This window comes from Vreelandella neptunia (assembly GCF_022489065.1).
In the GTDB taxonomy this organism is placed as follows: Bacteria; Pseudomonadota; Gammaproteobacteria; order Pseudomonadales; family Halomonadaceae; genus Vreelandella; species Vreelandella neptunia_A.
On record NZ_JAKVTW010000012.1, the window covers coordinates 1 to 17,226 of the forward strand.

Here is a 17,226-nt window from a genome sequence, read left to right on the forward strand (position 1 = left end):
ACTCACTGCGTAATGCTGGCCATGTCAACCAGTGAAAAAACTTTGTCGGCTCGTCACCCACTATCGAGAATCGTGTTTTAAATCGCATTTTGGGGGTGTGCTGTGAAGCCCTGGGCTTGTGGCTGCTGTGCTGAGCATCGTGATTATTATCAATATAGCGATTAACTGGCCATTGATAGCCTTGAAAAGTCAGAAAATGAAGCAAAACGAGCTCAATAGAGGCGAATAAAACAAAAAATAACCCCCCAAAAGCAGGCTTTATCCCACAATGTCGTATTGCAAAGGGCTGTTATATTAGCTAGCTAAAGGATTAATGCTCATTGTTGAGTACGGATACATTAATGAATGCCCAAGAAAAGAACCGTCTGTTCGCGCTCCGCCAGCTCAACTTGCTGGATACTCCCCCTAGCGAGAGCTTTGATCGGATTACGCGAATGGCCAGTCAACTTTTCGACTTGCCGATCTCCGCTGTGTCGTTGACCGACGAAAACCGCCAGTGGTTTAAGTCCAGAGTAGGCGTTGATCATTGGGAAATTCCCCGTGAGACTGCGCCTTGCAATGGGGTTTGTAACTCCTCGCAAATCCTTATTATTCCAGACCTTCTCACCTCTGACACCTATCGTGATAGCTATCTTGCGAATTCGGGCATTCGCTTTTATGCGGGCGCACCGCTAGTCACGCGAGAAGGCCATACACTGGGCGCGATGTGTGTGCTGGGTAAGCAGCCACGTCAGGTGACTGAGCAGGAGCAGGCAACGCTTCGTGACTTGGCCGCCATGGTTATGGCGCAGATTGAATTGCAGCACGCTTTCGGTCGGGTTGACCCATTAACGGGCCTTTCCAATCGCAACCAATTTGCTGAAGACCTGCAGGATCTGGAGCGAGATGCGTCAAACGATCGAAAAGTCGCGCTGTTTACCGAGATGGTCGATGCCAGTGAGTTAAGTGCGCTTCATCGCACCATGGGCCCCGCTTTTCTCGACGAGCTATCGCGTATTGCCGCTCGCTGCCTGCAACAAGCGATCAGCCCTGGCGTGAAGCTTTATCACCTTGGCGGGTGTCAATTTGTACACCTTGTGGAATATGCGAGCGATGCAGACCTTCTAACGGAAGCGTTGCGACTGCGTCAGGCGCTGCTAGCACTCGTTACCTCCCGCGAAGTCCCCGTATTGGTGCATCCCGCTATAGGTATTGTGCCTTTTTATCTGGGCGCGCTAGCGGCCGGAGATGTATTGCGAAGTGCCTATGCAGCTTGCCTGGATGCGCGGTTAGCTGAAAAGGGTGCGGGGCTTTACTCCTCGGATCTTGATGCACTTTACCAACGGCGTTTTATTCTGCTGGGCGACATCGGACGAGCGCTGGAAAATGAGCAAGAGCTTTATCTGGTTTATCAGCCTCGGGTGGCGCTTGAGAGTGGAGAGTGTTTGGGGGCGGAAGCGCTATTGCGCTGGCACCACCCAACCTTGGGCGAGGTTTCGCCTGGTGAGTTTATTCCTTTGATCGAAAATACACCGATGGCCAAGCCGTTAACGCAGTGGGTGATGCGTCACGCCATTCACCAGGCGGCGTCTTGGCATCGTCAGGGGAAGGCGCTTCAGGTTTCGGTCAATGTCTCGGCGACCAATCTTGAAGAGGAGGATTTTGCCGTGCGGCTACTGGAAGAAATGGCGCGCATGGCACTCCCGAGCGCTGCTATTGAGGTGGAACTTACCGAAAGCGCTTTGATTGGCCAGGGAGAGGTGGCCGCCAACCAGCTCAAAGCGCTGATAGCGGCAGGTCTGCGAATCGCCATTGATGATTTCGGAACCGGCTACAGCAGCCTCTCCTATCTACACGAAATCCCGGCCCACACGGTCAAGATTGATCGGCGCTTCATCACCGACCTCGGCGAGGATGCGCGCACTGAAACACTCGTGAAATCAATGATTTCTATGGCTCATGATCTTGGCTACCGTGTTGTAGCGGAAGGCGTCGAAAGCGAAGCTGCCTACCAGCGCCTTGTTCAACTTGGCTGTGAAGAGGCGCAGGGATATTTCATCGCTAGGCCGCTATTGCCTGAAGTGTTTGAGGAGTGGTTGCAGGATAGGGTAGAGGGGTAGTGCTTAATTAGCTGGCAAGTGGATGCTATCAGATCTTAAATATACTCCCCACTCTAACCTGACAGGTTATTAACCTGAGTTCATAGAATTAAAACATCCACGCTTTGGGGTTTGGGTAGGCTTGTCCTGCTGATAGTGCTTGCCATCCTTTAACCATACGAATCACAACCATACAGCCCAGGCTAATGACCAGCATGCTGAAGTGTTAGCCATTGCAGTAATCTTCACTAAGCGTCTCCCTTCCTGCATCCTTTAGCATTATGCTAATAAGCTCGGCATCTTGAGAGCCAAATACCCGCCCACCGGTTTGCTCGGCAATACAGTTAGAGAGGCCGCTATTGGAAATATCGACCACGTTGACACGTAACCGAGGCTGACGACTGGCAATGTCTTGAGCTATTGCGCACTGGTTTTGGTCGCAGCCATCAGCACCATCAACAAACGCTAGAATGACCGCATCACGCACTTTGCCATCAACCATGTCGGCTGCCTGTAGCAAACTGGCTGCGAGAGGAGTGCCATCGTTGGCGGCAAGCCTATGCACACCCTCTATAAGCTTCGGACGCTGCTCTGCAGAGAAAACGCCCTGCACAATAGTGGCTTCGCACCCTTGATAAGTCACGAGCCCAATATCGACGTTAGGGTCGATGGCTTGTACGAGGTCGCTAAAAGCATGTTGTGCCACAGTGAGGCGTGATGGTTCAGCCATCATCCGTTGTATACGTGGGTCGTTGGCTCTTAACTCGCGTAGAAAGTCCGGCATGTTGTAGAACCAAAGTTCATCTTCCATTGATGTATGGATGTTGAGGTTCATGGAGCCTGAGGTATCAAAAATAGTGACGAATTCAGGCGGCGGTGTATCGTCGTTGCGACAGGCAAAAGGGAGCGTTTCGCCTTCGCTGCGTTGCCAAATGAGCGAAAAGCGTTCCCAATGCGTGAACGCTAGCCATAAGCCAAGCAGTAGCAATCCTACTAATAGTGGCAAAAACAGGGGTATCACCCAACGGCGCCGGGGGCTCAAAGGCGCTGAAGGAGTCGGCTTTATTGCTGTGGGCGAAGGTTGAGGTGACGTCGTTGGATATACATGGGAGGGTGTGGAGGCCGATAGCATGGGCACCCAACGAATCAAAAGCGGCTCACCATTCACAGCGTAAAGGTTGCTGGTATCTGGGCTAGTAGGCAATTCCCGTAAATCTGCAGCAGCGGTTTCGCCACGCTTTTCAAGTTCAGCGATCAGGTTGCCTAACGCCAATAAGCGCTGATTGAGGCGCTGGGTCAGCGCCTCCTGCCCATCTGCCGGTAGCTCGGAGAAGTGACGAGGCTGCCCCGCTAGCTCTGTCCACCACTCCAATGCATCCGCATTACCTACTCGCGGTAGAGCAAACAAATTACCAATACTGGGTGGACAATAGCGGTAGACGAGTTTCTGCAACCGTTCTGGTTGCAGAGGCTCTGCTAGCGTCAAGTCCTCCTCACGCAGGACACGCTGCATGGCGGCCCTCCATGAAGAAGGTAGGGAGTATTAGTATCACGGGGTATACCCCAGGCTTTGCTGAAGGCGATCGACTTGCTCTTGTAGAATATTCAACCGCGCTTGCCGCTCGGCGAAGGTTTCGCTTTCAGCACTCTGTAAAGAGGAGCCAACTTGCATCTGTTGCTCTACCTCGTTCAACTGATGCTGCAACCCTAGTTGATCTTGCGTGCGGTTCTGTAAACGAGCTACGAGCTGTTCAACCGTACGTTCAAGTTCGTACTGCTGTTGGTTAGTGACCCGCAACTCATTACGTGTGGCGCGCTGCTGTTCCATGATCTGCTGTTGAATGTCACGGAACAGCGCATTCTCCTCCTGATCGAGGCGCACCTGCTGCTCGTTGGTGTCAAGGCGCTCTCGGTAGCTGCCGCCAACATCGCAGGAGAATTTAGCCACGAGACTGGCGTCACGGTTACTGGGGTCGCAGGCGGCAGGCGTTGTTGCGCAACCGCTGAGTATCGCTAGGCTGCTGGCAGCAATGATAAGTTGTAGCTTCATGGTGTGCCCTTAGCCAAGAGTAATCGCAGAACGCATGCTGTAGAGATCGTCGACTTCTTGCTGAAGAGCGAGCACTTGTTGGTTCATGACTTCAATATCTTGCTCTACTTGCTGAACTTCAGCAGGGCTGGCTTCCTGGCGCTCAAGTTGTGCGACTTCTTCATACTCGGTAACGGACTTTTGCATGTTGCTAAGATCGCGACGCAGAATGTCAATATTGCTGTCAATCCCGGCTAACTCACTCTGGGCAGACGCTTGGTTGACGCGTTGTTCGGCGATCTCCTGTTCGATACGTTCAATACGCTGGCGATCTTCAGCTATAACCTGACGGGCGGTATCTGTGCGTGCGATGACCTTTTGGGTATCTTCTTGTATATCTTGGCTCATCACTTCAAGGCGTTCTGCACTAGATGCATATTCGCTACGACGCTGATCCAGATAGTAGTTGGCACCCATTGCCACGCCGCAGGCGCTTACACCGGCAATAATGGCGCACTGAGCACGATTACTGGTGCCACTGAGCATGCAGCTCATGACGCCCACCGCCGCGCCAGCGGCACACGCTTGTAAGCCAGACTTATTGAAGAACTCGGCATCATTGCCTTGTGTCAGCCGCGGATCGGCGGTTTGGTTGCTGCTGCTAGACAGTAAGTTGCTGCCCGTGCTGGCACAACCGGCTATGAATAGCGTGCTTGCCACCGCGGTGCAAAGTAGTAGTTGCTTAAAAGAAGGTGCGCGAATTGTCATGTAATATTCCCTTGTGCTAATTGATAGCGTTTATTGGTGGTCGTTATTGTTTTGCCATGGCTTTGCAGCTTTCGAGCCACGCCTCGGCATTGATGCTCTGGTCATCCAAATACTCGCGTTGGTGCTGCCAGTAAGTCTGAAGATAGGGTTCTAATCCGCTCAGTTGAGCGTTGCGGGAGAGTATTTCGCCGAATATTTTCACCTGCTCCTCGATAGGAGCGGCGCCATAAAGGGTGGCTGACTCGACCAAGCTGCTAGCGTAATAGCGGCTAAGCCCCTGCAGGCGCTGTTCTTGCTCAGCTAAACGAGACTGGCGCATCCCGCAACTGGCATCGGGGTTATCGTTTTCGCAATTGACACGATAGTTATCGGCGAGAAAGTCATAAAAGACGCCATCATCTTCTAACTTGGTGCATAAAAAGGCGCCAAGATTGAGGCTGGCGCGTATTGCTTGGTTGCGTGCTTCTTCCTGACGTTGGTTACTGGCGCGCAGCTGCCGTTCTAACGACTGAAGCTCTTCTTGTAAGGCGTTATCCTCTATCTCAGACGCCAGCGTTGCCAATTGCACTGCGGTACCGGGGGAGCCGTCTTCCTCGCTCTCTCCTAATCCTAAGGCTTCCCACTGCTCTTCTATGGCCGCCACACGCTCGCGGGAGGTGAGTGTCGGCGCGACTATCGCTAGGCGCATACCGTTGGCACGTCCGCGGGTTTGCGCTTGGTTGTCGTAGTAAGGCTCTTCACCGCGCAGCCCGGTGCGAATATCTTCACGCGGGCTTAAATAATTGCCGCCGCGTACGATGAAACCGCCCGCCTGACCGTGTTGGCGGTCAAGCTTGTTAAGGCGGAAGGGCTCAAACATCATCTCGCTGGCGTTGCCCAACATATCGTGGAAACCCAGTGGGTTTGGGGCTAACAGCCCCGTCAGTTGTAGTCGCCCGTTGGAAGACTGCGCCCCAGCAAACCACTCATATGCATTGATCCCTTCCAGCATGGGGTAGCGTGAATCACGGTACTCAGCGGTACTGACTTCCAGGCCGCCGCGAACGGCGAACTCCCACTCAATTTCGGTAGGCAGTCGCATAAAGCCCAGCGCGCCGTCCTCTTGAGGCAGTGAGTCCGGTGAGTTCTCACGTAACCACAGGTTATAAGCGTCGCTCAACTGCATCGCATCAAACCAGCTCAGCTCTATTTTTGGAAAGCGCTTGCGATTGGAGGGCTCAGGACACGTGTCTTCCATCAGCGCTTCGTACTGCAGTTCGGTTAACTCGTACTTGGCTAGTAGATAGTGACGGGAGGAGGAGGCTTGCTCATCTGCAAAACTGCCAGAGATAAACGCAGGGCGACTCTGCTCGACATATCCCCACTCCGTACCGTCCTGGCCGACCTGAACCGGGAAATCATCCAGCGGTTTAGTCACCGGCACATGTACTGGACGAAAGGTCATCGCACCGCCGCAAGGCATGGGCAATACGACATCATCATTTAAGGGGGCAGGGTTATAGAGTCGCTCATCCCACTCGGGCTCTGCATGCGCAGTGAATGAAATTGCTGTACCTGAGATAAAGGCAATTAAACGGCGTTCAAGCTTCACGTAGACTCTCCGATGGCTGTATCCCATAAGCGCGGGCAACGCCCACCACGACCACCAGTAAGCCGACTCCCAGGGTAAGTAAAAGAGCGATCACTGCGTGGGTAGGGGTGATGTGGCTAACGACTCCTGCCGCCATATAACTTGTCGCCAAGGCGCGATTAAAGACAGCAGAACCCAGCGCAAATAAGCCAAGCCCCACGGCAAAGGCAAGCAGGGTTAATAGGCCCACCTGAACGGCTAAGAAGGTGGCAATAGCTGGCCGTTGGAAGCCAAGCAAGCGAAGAACGGCATATTCACGCCGTTTGCGGTCAATATTGGCTAAGAAAGCGCCGCTCATTGAGGCCATACATCCCGCCAAGGCGGTCGCTGCAATAACACCAAAGACGAGTTCAAGCACCTTGTTGATAGCGCGTACGTTCTCGATTTCTGCTAGGCGGCTTGAGGTGTCAATGTTCTGTTCCTCAAGCCGTTTCACCAAGCCTTTGACGGCGTCTCCCTCCTTGGCATAGATACGCGCACGCGCATAGCGTAGCGGGTAATCACCTCGCGCTAAGCCGTTCTCTACCCCTAGCAGAGGGCTGGCGTGGCCATCGCGAAAACGTTCTAGCTCGATTAATAGCGGAAGAGCGACAAATGCTGCCGGACGGGGAAAGCGGGCAGCTTCCAATATGCCAGCCACTTCTATTTCCAGACGGCCGCGCTCCAACTGTTCGTCAAACCGTCGACTGACGGCCAGTGTTAAGCGGTCACCTTCCGCCACCTCAAGACGTCTAGCGGCCGGTTCACTAAGAATCACTCGCGCATCTTCCGGGTGGCGGGCAGTGTCCGCCAGTAGCGGATCACCCGGCGCGGAGGGGATCAACTCCGCGCCTTTTACAAAGTGCTGAGCATCCTTGAGTAGATCAGCTTGGGTATTGAGTGACCGCGTTTGTCCAATTACAAACCCCACTTCAGGTTGCTCGCGTAGATTAGCTAGCCAGGCATTGTCGTAGCTGCCGCTAGTCAGCATGCGCACTTCGAGGTTGCGTGGGTCGTCAAGCAGTTCGCGCTGCAACTGGCTGATGACGCCGTGTTTGAGGCCAAAAAGCAGCAGTAGTGGCGCAATAACAGCCACCAACGCGGCGGCAATACAGAGCGATACTTGGCGGTCGTGCCAGAGGTCTTGCAAGGCTAAGCGGGCGATTAAGGCGAAGCGTTTAGGCGGCGAAGGCAAAGCGGCAGCCTCCCGGCGTCAAGGTGGCGGCTAACCTTGGCAGTTGGAACTGAGCAACCAACGTATAATCATGCGATACCACCAGCGCCGCCATATCGAGCTCCTTCACCAGCGAGACAATAAGGCCAAACAAGCGCTCGCCCGAAGCTGGATCAAGGGCCGCGGTGGGCTCGTCGGCAAGTAGTAGCCGCGGCTCGTGAGCCATCGCACGGACAAAAGCCGTTCGCTGGCGCTCACCAATGGAGAGTGCCCCAGGGCGCTTGTTGAGGAGGGCATTTAAACCGAGTGTGGCGCAGGCATGGACAACGCGTTCGCTATGCTCAGGCAGGCCCAGCAAGCGCCGCGGTAACGCAATATTGTCGCGTACGCTTAAGAACGGCAGCAAACCGCCGTTTTGAAGTAAGAAGCCAATATCGCGTGAACGGATGCTAGCGAGCGCGCGCTCATCGCCAGCGCGCTGCAGCGCGGCGATGTCTTGGGATGGCGTTCCAAGCGTAAAGCTGTGTAGCGCACTGGGGGCCAGTAAAAGCCCCATCGCTTCAAGCAGCGTGCTTTTACCACAGCCACTTGGGCCGACAATCGCCGCCACGTGGCCTGCCGCGAGCGAAAGCCTGGGTAAATGAACTTCATGCCGTTCATGGCCCTCGCCACGTGCTACGCGTAACTCCGTTAAACTCAGCATGGCGGGGCTCAGGGCATCATTTCAAGAGGGATAGGGTAGACGTCATCACGCGGATCAGCGTCTTCAGCCAATGAGACCCAGCGGTCTACATCTTCGTTATAACGCTGATAATGGCGTAGCTTGGTTGCCAGGCGTCTAATGAAACGCTCCTGCTGCAGGCCGTCCCAGCTCAGCCAAGTCTCCTCATCGAGATTGAGCACCTCGCTTTGATAGGGCAGGTCTTCAAGGTACTCTCCCATCAGCCCCAGTTCGCCTAAATGCTGCCCCTCGCTTTGTTGAACCTGGCTGGGGTCAGCCCCCATAGCCGCGGCGACAGAGCGTAGCCGTTCAAACATATCCGTGGGTGAAATAAGTCCGGCATTAGCTGAGCTAAGAATTTCACTGACCACGTCGCTAAGGTCACTGAGCTCCCCCTTTGTCAGTAGCACCCGCACTTCGGTGGTAGGTATATTCTGGGCGATAAGGTCGCGGTCGCTTATCCAGGCTTCAAATACTGGTGGAGCTTGGCTACCGGTAACCTGACCAAGATAGGCCAGGCGCATCGCATGGCCTATCACCTCTAGGTCATTGACTAGGCGTTGCTCACCTGGATCATCGGGTTCATCAGCATTTAACGCACTGCCAATAGCCTCGTCTCCTAGGTAGGCCGCTTGAACCTGGTCGGTAATCGCTGACGCCAGTGCATCAACGCGTTGACCAAAAAGCGCCACGTCACCGGTATTGACTGGATAGTAAAGGGAGGTGCCTGTGCCCGCGAAAGTCGACAGGTTGCTGTACTGCGCTTCGGCTCTGGCATGGTCGCCGTTATTTTCACCGCCGGGCGTTTTGAGGTGTAACGTATAAACAGCAATGCCATGACGGGAAGCTTCAAGGCGAACTTGGTCGGCATTAAAGCCCGTTGACGAGCGCTCACCATCAGCGTCAATGGCACTGGCATCGGTGATCAAGACAATATAGCGGGCGCCAAAATTACTCCACTCGATCTCTTCGACCGCTTGCATAACGCCAGCAAAGGCGTCTTCTTCCCAGCCTACAGTGGACGCCTGCGCTTCACGAAGATCGGCGACATGAGACATAAAATCGCTGCCACTCTCGATGTCAGTAGGGTTCGCAAACATGCGCGTGACGTACTCGACCTCCGGTGTGGCTGCTACGCTATCGCGGTAGGACACTAAGCCAAACTTCACCTGATCGGTTAGTTGCTGTTCTTCAATGCGCTGGTAGATACGCTCAACGGCTTCTCGGGTCCGCTCAATATAAGGACCCATAGAGGCGGTTGAATCGATCACAAAGACAACACCCGCATTAAACTCGCGTAGCTGCGCTGATGGATCTTGCGTTTCTTGTTCGGTGTCTTCAGTCGCTTCACTAACCGATGCCACGCGCAGCAAGCGAGTCATGAAGCCGGCTTCGGTCATGATTTCCTCGCCCTCCAGAATCGGCAGCAGGTAAAACTGCTCGTGGAGGTCGACAAAATATTCTGGCTCCTGTGCCACCACTCCTGGGGCCTCGCCATCTCGTCGCAGTTGTGCACGCATGGGAGCCACCTGGCCGGACGGTTCGAAGTCATCAAAGATGTTCATCAAGTCAGCACGCTCTTTGAAGAACATTAGCCGCTCACGGTTGGCGGGGTTGGTAAATGACAGCGTTAGCTGCATTTTCCAATCGACCGTGCAGGACTCGGGCAGCCAGCCAATGGCGCTGCCGTAGCTATCGGGCCCCACTTCTAGCCAGTTCTCGCCGTTTTCGTCACTACGCTGATAAACATAAAAGCGGCTGAAGGCGGGCTGAATATCGCCCCCCGTTACGCCAGCTTCCTGGGTAAGATGGCAGCCTGGCGTTGTCAGTATCCGCTGGTACAGGGTTTCCTTACCCTCTTGTAATAGCGGGCGTTGGTCAGCCAGGGCTGTCGTCGCGGCAAATAGTGGCAGGCCTACGGTCAGGATTAATAATGTGGCGCGTAATATCATTCCTGAAGTGCCTCCAGCCGCTGTCTGGCTTCAGTGTTATCACTATCGATGCCTTGTGCCGTCTCGTACCAGAAAATGGCCGTCTCAGCATCTGGCGCGGGGAAGCAGGTGCTCGGTGAGTGCTGTTCGGGATCAAATTGACGTGCATAGCCTAGGGCGGCTTCGATGTCCCCATTGAGGGCCTCGTGAGCATAGAGACGGCGGGCAATACTACAATGCTCATTCGCCAGTGCTTCATCAATCACGTCTAACGTCATCGCTGCCGTTTCTCCGTCGGCTGCGGTGCAGGCTTGAATGAATTCCAGCTCTTTCTGCTCATCCATACGCTGCAAAGAGCAGGGGGCAACGGCTAATACCGGCGCGTTTTCTGCAGGGCGCGGTTCAGTAGCCTCGACACTAGTGTTGTCAGCAGCGGCCTCGTTTTCGGTGCTCTCTTCTGGCTCGGAAGCCTCCGCTTCTTGCTGAAGCTCTTGTGCCGTTTCGTTCTCGCTGGGTTCGTCATCACGGGAGGCCAAAACAAACCACGCTGCGACACCCACAATGATAACCAGTAGTAAAATGGCCAATGCCACCCAAAGCCAACGTCGACTACCTGTTTTTGACTCCAGTTGCGGCTCAGGCTCAGCCGCTGTTACTTCAGGCCCTGCCTCGACTGTCGTTGGCTCTGTGGGAGGCTCTGGAGTCGGTGGTGCTGTTGGTGGTTCAGGGGTGTTTAAGGTAGCGCTGGCCTCTAGTGATGGCGTGCTGCCAAGCGCACCAGAGGAGATCAGGTCGCGAGCGAGCTTGACGCGCGCTCTACCCAGCTCAGCGCCATCTGGACCGTAAAAGCGGGCCATATTGGTGGCATGGGGGTTTTCCAGCAGCGGGTCGACGATCTGTTTGTCCACGACAGCCGTTTGGTTGCCATCGCTATCGGTTTGCAACTCAGGCAGTTGGAACTTGAAGGGGTGACTGCCCCACACTCCATTGGCTTGTAAGAAGTGCTCATCCTGGTTGCGCTGAATGTCCACCGACATACCTTCGCCAGTCACATTGCCACCAATAATCACTAGCTGGCCGACACCGGGTTTGGGGTCAGGGAGGGGGCGGAGCTCGATTTTACGCATGCGCTTTCTCCTTTGCAGAGAACAACTCCAACACCTCGCCGAGACGCTCGTTCTGTTCGATGGTGATTTCACGCCCACCGCTATGGCCAGCATTCTCTTGGGTCATGAGACAAAGTCCAGATAGCCAGTCGCCGAGGTACACCTTGGCTTGGTCGACCGGTTGTTCAGGTAGCAGGGGAAGCGCTCCCTTTGCTATGGGATGACGCTCGTAACCGAATAGGTGCGTTTTTGCGCCTACGAAGCTGTTCGGGCGTTTTTCTATGGGGACATAATGAAAGCCAAGCCAAGCAATGAAGTCGCGGAGCACTAGCTGGGCCGCCAGCGCTTGACGCGCTACCAGCCGATCTCGGCGGGCACCGCTTTGACCTCGTTGCAATAAAGCTGCTTGTAATTTTTCTTGCACTTTCAGACGACTAGCGCCGGTGATCAGTTCGTCAGCCAATAGTTTGACCAGCTCTCGGTCGAGGCCGAGCATGCGCAGCAATCCCTGACGCTGTGGCAGTTCACGGACATGGCCAACCCAAGCGTTGTAGATGGCTCTAGCGAAACGATGGTCGGCGCTTTGGAGCACGGGTGCCTGCGAAGCGACACTGGGTGCTTCCAGTGCTTCGCTCTGGGTATCGCCGAAGGGCAGCTCACCAAAACCGCTCTCTAGCCCAGAACCACTGCTACCATATAGCCCACCATCATCTATAGTGACGTCTTCATCGCCCTCTGCCTTGAGTGACGAGCTGTCCTCGCTATCACTTAAGTAGAGGTCTCGGACTATTTCATCGGATAGTTCAAGGTTATGTTGTAGCTCCCCCAGCGACGGCAAGCGCGTTTGAAGCTCTTTCCAGAAACGGTTCGCAACGTCGCGTTTTTGTGCCACTTCACCCCCAGTATCGCTGAAATGCCATGTGGCTAAGCGATCAGTGATCAAGGCGCGATAGGTTTCTTCTAGTTGACCTTCGATACGATCTAACTTGTACTCAAGACCTGCAATACGGCCTAGGTAGTCCCCAATGCGCGCCATACCACCGTCATCTAGGGCAAGCATGGCATCCCAGGCATCGGCTGGCTGATCAACGTGTTGTTGTACCGTGTGGCTAGCGATGAAGGTGCTTTGCATGTTCGCTAATGCTTCACGCGCGCCCTCATCGATGGCCACCTCGCGGCCCTCTTCACTGACTAAAAAGGGAACCGGCAGACGCGGTTTGCGCACCAAAAAGGTGTTGTCGAAGGCTTGCCCAGGCGCCCACTCTTGCATCCATTCAAAGCTTCCGAAGCGTTCCAGCATGGTCATTTTGACTAGGCCTTCCCATCCTTCGCGTAACTGGCTTTCGGTTTGTTGCAAAGCACCGGAGATACGCTTATCAAACATGGTGAGGGCCCAGATTAGCCCTGGATCACGCTGTCCTCGTTCTGTCGCTGTTCCCCCTTGCGTTTTTTCTATCCAGCGGGTGAGGACCGGGCCAACACTGGTGACATCGCTCTGTTTGTCGGAGCTCGTACACACGACCAAGCCATTCATTTGCTGGCTGTCGGTGTAACGCTCGAATAGATAAGCCACCTTGCCACGCAGGAGTAGTTGAGAGAGCCCTTCCTGGCTACCCGCCTCACCGATTTGACGCAGGCTGAGTCGGCCGCGATAACCAGGGAAATCAAGCAGGTCAACCTTTTCTACCCGTGGATCACGGGTGGGCTCAACCAAAGGGAATGTGAGTTCTGCCGTCAGCGCTGCTAGCTGCGCGACGGGCAAATTGACCGGTGCGCCAAGGGTATCGCCATGAGCAGGGCAAACATCAAGCGGTAGATCCTGTGCTGTTCCCAGGCGCTCAAGAATGTCGACATTCATAATGCTGTCGCGCTGGCTAAAGCCATCGCCATCACGAGCCACAAGACAGCGGAGCGGAGCATACACACGAGAGGCATGCGCCAGGGAACCAAGTGTCTGGGCTAGCTGACGGTAGAGATTCGTCAGTTCAGGCTGTTCTCCCCATAAAATAGAGAACAGGTCTGCCCGTTGATGGCTGCTAAGACGTGGGGCGAGTCTTACCACCTGGGGCCAGTAGCGGGCATTGAGCTTACTGACTGATTTGGGGAAGCTTGCTTGCAGGTAGTCCCAAAGCTCTACTACGTTTTCCGGCGTTACGCCGAGTTGAAGCTCCTTACCAAGCTCGCCCTCATGGGGCGCTAGAAGGTTGGCTACCTTACCTTCGTCAATTTCATAAACGTCTTCGCGCTCATGATCGAAGTCGTTAAACCAAGCATTCGCCAGCACTTTCGCCACTTCAACTTCATTAAATAGCTTAAGTTCGACCGGAAACTCTCTGGGTCCCGAATTGGACGCACGGCTGAAGCGAGTGACCAACCCCGTCGCTTCTTTACCCCCGCCTACCGGGTTAACATGTTCGATAAAATCCAGGCGTGCCTCACCGTAGCAGGTTTCTAGTTTGCCATTTTCGCCTGCCGCTAACGCCGAGATCAGATAGGACTTACCCGCTTGGGAGAGGCCAAAAAAGCCCACGGTCATAGGCGTAGTAGCCGCGTGGGACAAGCTTTGTGCAAGGTTGCGAGAGCGATAAAGGGATAACCCAAGGTTGTCGGCCTCGCTATCGAGGCTGGGGGCGCTATCACGCACCTCAGCGATCCACTCAAGGGCTGCTCCTGCTCCCTCATGAAATGCTTGCCAGCCTTTGCTGAGTCGCTGTTGCTCGGGTGTCACCTGTTCAGGTTTCAACTGGTTCATATGCGTTTCACGCTCCCGCTATCCAGCCAGTAGTTGGTGTCACCCAGCCCGGCATCATTAAGGGTGTTGAGCTGTAGCTTCAGATCTCGCGGGCTAAAACTGCTCTCTCCGTCCGTATCTACGCTGACGACCTTCAAACGGTCACTGATTAAGCTCCCTTTGCCTGCGCGTTCATCTACTCCTAGGCGTACTTTCAACACCGGGGCTTGGCCCCCGTTGGCCTCTGCCTTAGCCAGTTTTTCGGCGCCTGACGAGGTGAAGTCCAGGGTGTAGAGCGGCGAGGCGGTCCAGCGCTGGGCGCTTAGCTGACGAAAACCAATTCTTAACGGGCCACGCATTTCGATAACGGGCGTCTCATCGCCCCCCTCATTATCCAACTGAATAGTGGTGCCATTTTCAGTGGTGGAGATATCGTGGTAGGTCACATCAGCGTTAGGAATTGTGTTGTTATTGTCGATCAGGCCAATGTGACGAATGGTTGAGTAAGGCCGTAACGCCGCCGCATTGAAAAAGAAGTTAGAGAGATTACGCTGAGCGCATAGGAGGCAAAGCATAGCGCCTACGGAAGCCGTGCTCTTGGGGTCATCGATGCGACCATTGCGATGAAAGGGGTACCAACTACCAGTTCGATACCCCTGCATCGGTAAAATACGCCCTGGCGGCAACGGTAACATTTTGCGCAGATACGCCTGGACGCCAGGTAGCCGCGATGGTCGACCGGTGAGCAAAAGAGTGTCGCACTGATATTGGAAGACCACTTCGCATAAAGAGGCCAAGGTCTTACAGATGTTGAAGCGGTCTTTTAAGAAGGCGCGATGAACGTCAAGCAAATTGAACGTAAGCGGAATGCCTAGCAGATCAAAGTTGAAATCAAGGCCAAGCTCACGGCGCAGCGCGTTTTCTACATAGCGATGCACCGAGTCGCTCACTGCCTGTTCACCAAGACGTTCGCCATAGCTGAGGGTTTCTGGCCCTGCGGGTTGTTCCGGGTCGAACGCTTCATAAGCTTCAAGTAGTGCTAACCCGAGTGGGGTGAAAAGCTGCAGGTTTAGCTGTTGGCGAAGCACTTGATCCTGGGCGTTTGCGCCTTCTTGGCCACACAGCCGAGACATCATGGCGTCAGGCGACGTAACCCCTGCTTCTTTGAGTGCTGCCTCAAGGCTGGGGAGGATAAACAGCTGAATGACATCCAACAGAATATCGTCACCTGCGACACGGAAGCCGTCGCGAAACCGCTGCTCAGGTACAACGAAGACATTGCTGCCTCCGCTAGCAGTGCCGTTACGATCAAGATGGTAGTCAGTAATGACTAAATCGGTAGTGCCACCACCAATATCAATAGTCGCTAGGCTGATGCGCTCACGATCTGGCTTATCGGGGCGGGCCAGTGTCGCGAAAAACTCCTCTGGATGACCAGCAAAGTTCTCCTTGATTTCGGTATATAGATAAACCAGCTGGCCGCATGAGGCTTCGTCCCACTCCACGCGTAAACGCGGCATCGGCACACGTAGCGTCCCGTCATCCCTCGCCTCGAAAGGATTACTTTCTTCTTCACCTTCATGCCAGCCCAAGCTTTTCCAGATCAGCGCTACCGCTTGCTCCAGGCGTGAGACAAATAGGCTGCGTTCTGCTTGAGGCAAGGCCGGTGGGACCGTGAGCGTAATTGAGCGTAGACGGCGAGGGCGGTTTGTATGCCCTTGGCGAACACGCTGGGCGGGGCTGTTCATTTGCATTAGCGCTTGAGCTAACACCTCTGCCAGCATAAATGTCATCAACGAGCTGCGGGAATAGTGTGGCTTAAAGACCGGTAGCTGATCCTCTTCGTTCAGCGTATAGAGGGCGTCGCCCAGCTCATTGATCAAGTGCGAAAAGGGCGCTGCCGTTGCGTGGGGTTCGGTATCAGTGCGCACATAGGCGCTGTTAAAACGCCAACCATGGCGGTAGGTATCATCGTCCCACAAATAGCGTTTGGGGCTTGAAAGTCCCGTGGAGCCCTCTGTGCCTCGTCTACGTCCTGCTAAGCGGCCCGCCTCAACGCCAACGCGTGCAATCGTTGGCCATAGGAACGCATCGTGGCGACCACTTTTGACAGACAAGTGATCTTTGCCAAAGAAGGTTTGGGAAAACTCGATACGGCTTTCAAAAGGGTCGCGATAGACGCGCTCAGGGTCAACGAGGTCGCGCAGCTCCAGTACATAGTTGTGCTTTAAGCCCATCCCGGACTGGCCATGATCTTCAATCAAAATGCCGCAGGTGCGCGAATTGCCAACGTCCAGCACCAAGTCGACGGGAATAACCCCCTCCTGCTGAGCAATCACTTTAATATCAGGGATCACAACGTATGGGGCGTACTTGCGATGCTCTTCTTCAATCGGTCGGCGCAGTAAGCTAAGCACGTTAAGGTAGTGGGCAAGATGTTGGCACTCGTTTAAGCCTTCACGCATCTCCTGGCTATCAAATGTTGGGTTGGCTTCGCGGAAAAGTTCCTCAAGCCACTCTCTTACCCAGGACTGATCAAGAAACCAGCGCATATTAGAGGTGCTGGTCGCTAAGCGGAAGTTGGCGCCAGAATTGACATCATCATTGGTAGGGCAGAGGTAAGCAGTATTGTCGCGACGCGTTAGTGTTTGGGTATCAAACGCTAATGTCAGTCGATGGGTATGGCCATCAATATCCGGCTCATTGAGTGCTGTCAAACGCATACGTGACCAGTTAGCAGGCCCTTCATCAAACTTGCCCGGCGGACGGAAGCGAAAGAACGGTAGTGGAAGCCAGACAGCGTCAAGCTGCTCAAGGCTGGTTGCCATGGCCATATCGAATTGTGGTCGTTTGACTGTCTCAAATTTACCTGGCTCAACTTCGTGAAACAGAGAGCCATCCTCCTCGTTAACGAGCAGGCGAGTCAGCATCTTGTCAGCCGTTGCTAAGTACATAAATTCCCCAGCGGGCTCCTTCCGGGGATCCAGGGTTAAACCGAAGTCCATAAACTGAACGCCGGAGTGGCTGACCAGGGTGGCCACTTCTTCAAAATTAATTATTTCAGGCAACATAATCCGTT

At 54.5% G+C, this 17,226-nt stretch carries 12 protein-coding genes; 1 reads left to right on the forward strand and 11 read right to left on the reverse strand.

Annotation, left to right across the window (positions count from 1 at the left end):
• On the reverse strand, positions 1–205 hold a 205-nt coding region (locus MLE19_RS14915), incomplete at its 3' end, for a hypothetical protein (RefSeq protein WP_240718927.1).
• Positions 206–341: 136 nt separating this feature from the next.
• Between MLE19_RS14915 and MLE19_RS14920 the strand changes: the two genes are divergently transcribed.
• Positions 342–2,099: a sensor domain-containing phosphodiesterase gene (locus MLE19_RS14920; RefSeq protein ID WP_240718928.1), complete on the forward strand. Its 1,758-nt coding sequence runs from the start codon at positions 342–344 to the stop codon at positions 2,097–2,099.
• Positions 2,100–2,304: 205 nt separating this feature from the next.
• On the opposite strand, the gene MLE19_RS14925 is transcribed toward MLE19_RS14920, so the two are convergent.
• From MLE19_RS14925 to MLE19_RS14970, 10 genes are read right to left on the reverse strand one after another with little or no spacing between them, the layout of a single operon-like run.
• Positions 2,305–3,591: a VWA domain-containing protein gene (locus MLE19_RS14925; protein ID WP_240718929.1), complete on the reverse strand. Its 1,287-nt coding sequence runs from the start codon at positions 3,589–3,591 to the stop codon at positions 2,305–2,307.
• 36 nt (positions 3,592–3,627) lie between these two features.
• Positions 3,628–4,128, reverse strand: coding sequence for a hypothetical protein (locus tag MLE19_RS14930; protein ID WP_240718930.1), 501 nt, complete (start codon positions 4,126–4,128; stop codon positions 3,628–3,630).
• 9 nt (positions 4,129–4,137) lie between these two features.
• On the reverse strand, positions 4,138–4,875 hold the full coding sequence (locus MLE19_RS14935; protein WP_240718931.1) for a hypothetical protein: 738 nt from the start codon (positions 4,873–4,875) through the stop codon (positions 4,138–4,140).
• A 43-nt stretch (positions 4,876–4,918) separates the two neighbouring features.
• Positions 4,919–6,466: an SUMF1/EgtB/PvdO family nonheme iron enzyme gene (locus tag MLE19_RS14940; protein ID WP_240718932.1), complete on the reverse strand. Its 1,548-nt coding sequence runs from the start codon at positions 6,464–6,466 to the stop codon at positions 4,919–4,921.
• Positions 6,456–7,679, reverse strand: coding sequence for an ABC transporter permease (locus MLE19_RS14945; RefSeq protein ID WP_240718933.1), 1,224 nt, complete (start codon positions 7,677–7,679; stop codon positions 6,456–6,458). The genes MLE19_RS14940 and MLE19_RS14945 overlap by 11 nt, the downstream gene beginning before the upstream one ends.
• Entirely contained in the window at positions 7,663–8,361 is a 699-nt protein-coding gene (locus tag MLE19_RS14950) for an ABC transporter ATP-binding protein (RefSeq protein ID WP_240718934.1), read from the reverse strand. Before MLE19_RS14950 ends, MLE19_RS14945 begins: the two co-directional genes overlap by 17 nt.
• Before the next feature lie 8 nt (positions 8,362–8,369).
• Positions 8,370–10,331 (reverse strand): vWA domain-containing protein, encoded by a 1,962-nt coding sequence (locus tag MLE19_RS14955; protein WP_240718935.1) that lies wholly within the window; start codon positions 10,329–10,331, stop codon positions 8,370–8,372.
• On the reverse strand, positions 10,328–11,437 hold the full coding sequence (locus tag MLE19_RS14960; protein ID WP_240718936.1) for a hypothetical protein: 1,110 nt from the start codon (positions 11,435–11,437) through the stop codon (positions 10,328–10,330). Before MLE19_RS14960 ends, MLE19_RS14955 begins: the two co-directional genes overlap by 4 nt.
• Entirely contained in the window at positions 11,430–14,168 is a 2,739-nt protein-coding gene (locus MLE19_RS14965) for a putative virulence factor (protein ID WP_240718937.1), read from the reverse strand. Before MLE19_RS14965 ends, MLE19_RS14960 begins: the two co-directional genes overlap by 8 nt.
• Positions 14,165–17,218: a virulence factor SrfB gene (locus MLE19_RS14970; RefSeq protein ID WP_240718938.1), complete on the reverse strand. Its 3,054-nt coding sequence runs from the start codon at positions 17,216–17,218 to the stop codon at positions 14,165–14,167. Before MLE19_RS14970 ends, MLE19_RS14965 begins: the two co-directional genes overlap by 4 nt.
• Between the last annotated feature and the right edge of the window lie 8 nt (positions 17,219–17,226).

Bases quoted from the DNA above. Each gene is read 5' to 3' on its own strand.
- MLE19_RS14965 (WP_240718937.1), bottom strand. From the start codon at position 14,168: ATGAACCAGTTGAAACCTGAACAGGTGACACCCGAGCAACAGCGACTC.
- MLE19_RS14935 (WP_240718931.1), bottom strand. From the start codon at position 4,875: ATGACAATTCGCGCACCTTCTTTTAAGCAACTACTACTTTGCACCGCG.
- MLE19_RS14960 (WP_240718936.1), bottom strand. From the start codon at position 11,437: ATGCGTAAAATCGAGCTCCGCCCCCTCCCTGACCCCAAACCCGGTGTC.
- MLE19_RS14930 (WP_240718930.1), bottom strand. From the start codon at position 4,128: ATGAAGCTACAACTTATCATTGCTGCCAGCAGCCTAGCGATACTCAGC.
- MLE19_RS14970 (WP_240718938.1), bottom strand. From the start codon at position 17,218: ATGTTGCCTGAAATAATTAATTTTGAAGAAGTGGCCACCCTGGTCAGC.
- MLE19_RS14955 (WP_240718935.1), bottom strand. From the start codon at position 10,331: ATGATATTACGCGCCACATTATTAATCCTGACCGTAGGCCTGCCACTA.
- MLE19_RS14950 (WP_240718934.1), bottom strand. From the start codon at position 8,361: ATGCTGAGTTTAACGGAGTTACGCGTAGCACGTGGCGAGGGCCATGAA.
- MLE19_RS14925 (WP_240718929.1), bottom strand. From the start codon at position 3,591: ATGCAGCGTGTCCTGCGTGAGGAGGACTTGACGCTAGCAGAGCCTCTG.
- MLE19_RS14920 (WP_240718928.1), top strand. From the start codon at position 342: ATGAATGCCCAAGAAAAGAACCGTCTGTTCGCGCTCCGCCAGCTCAAC.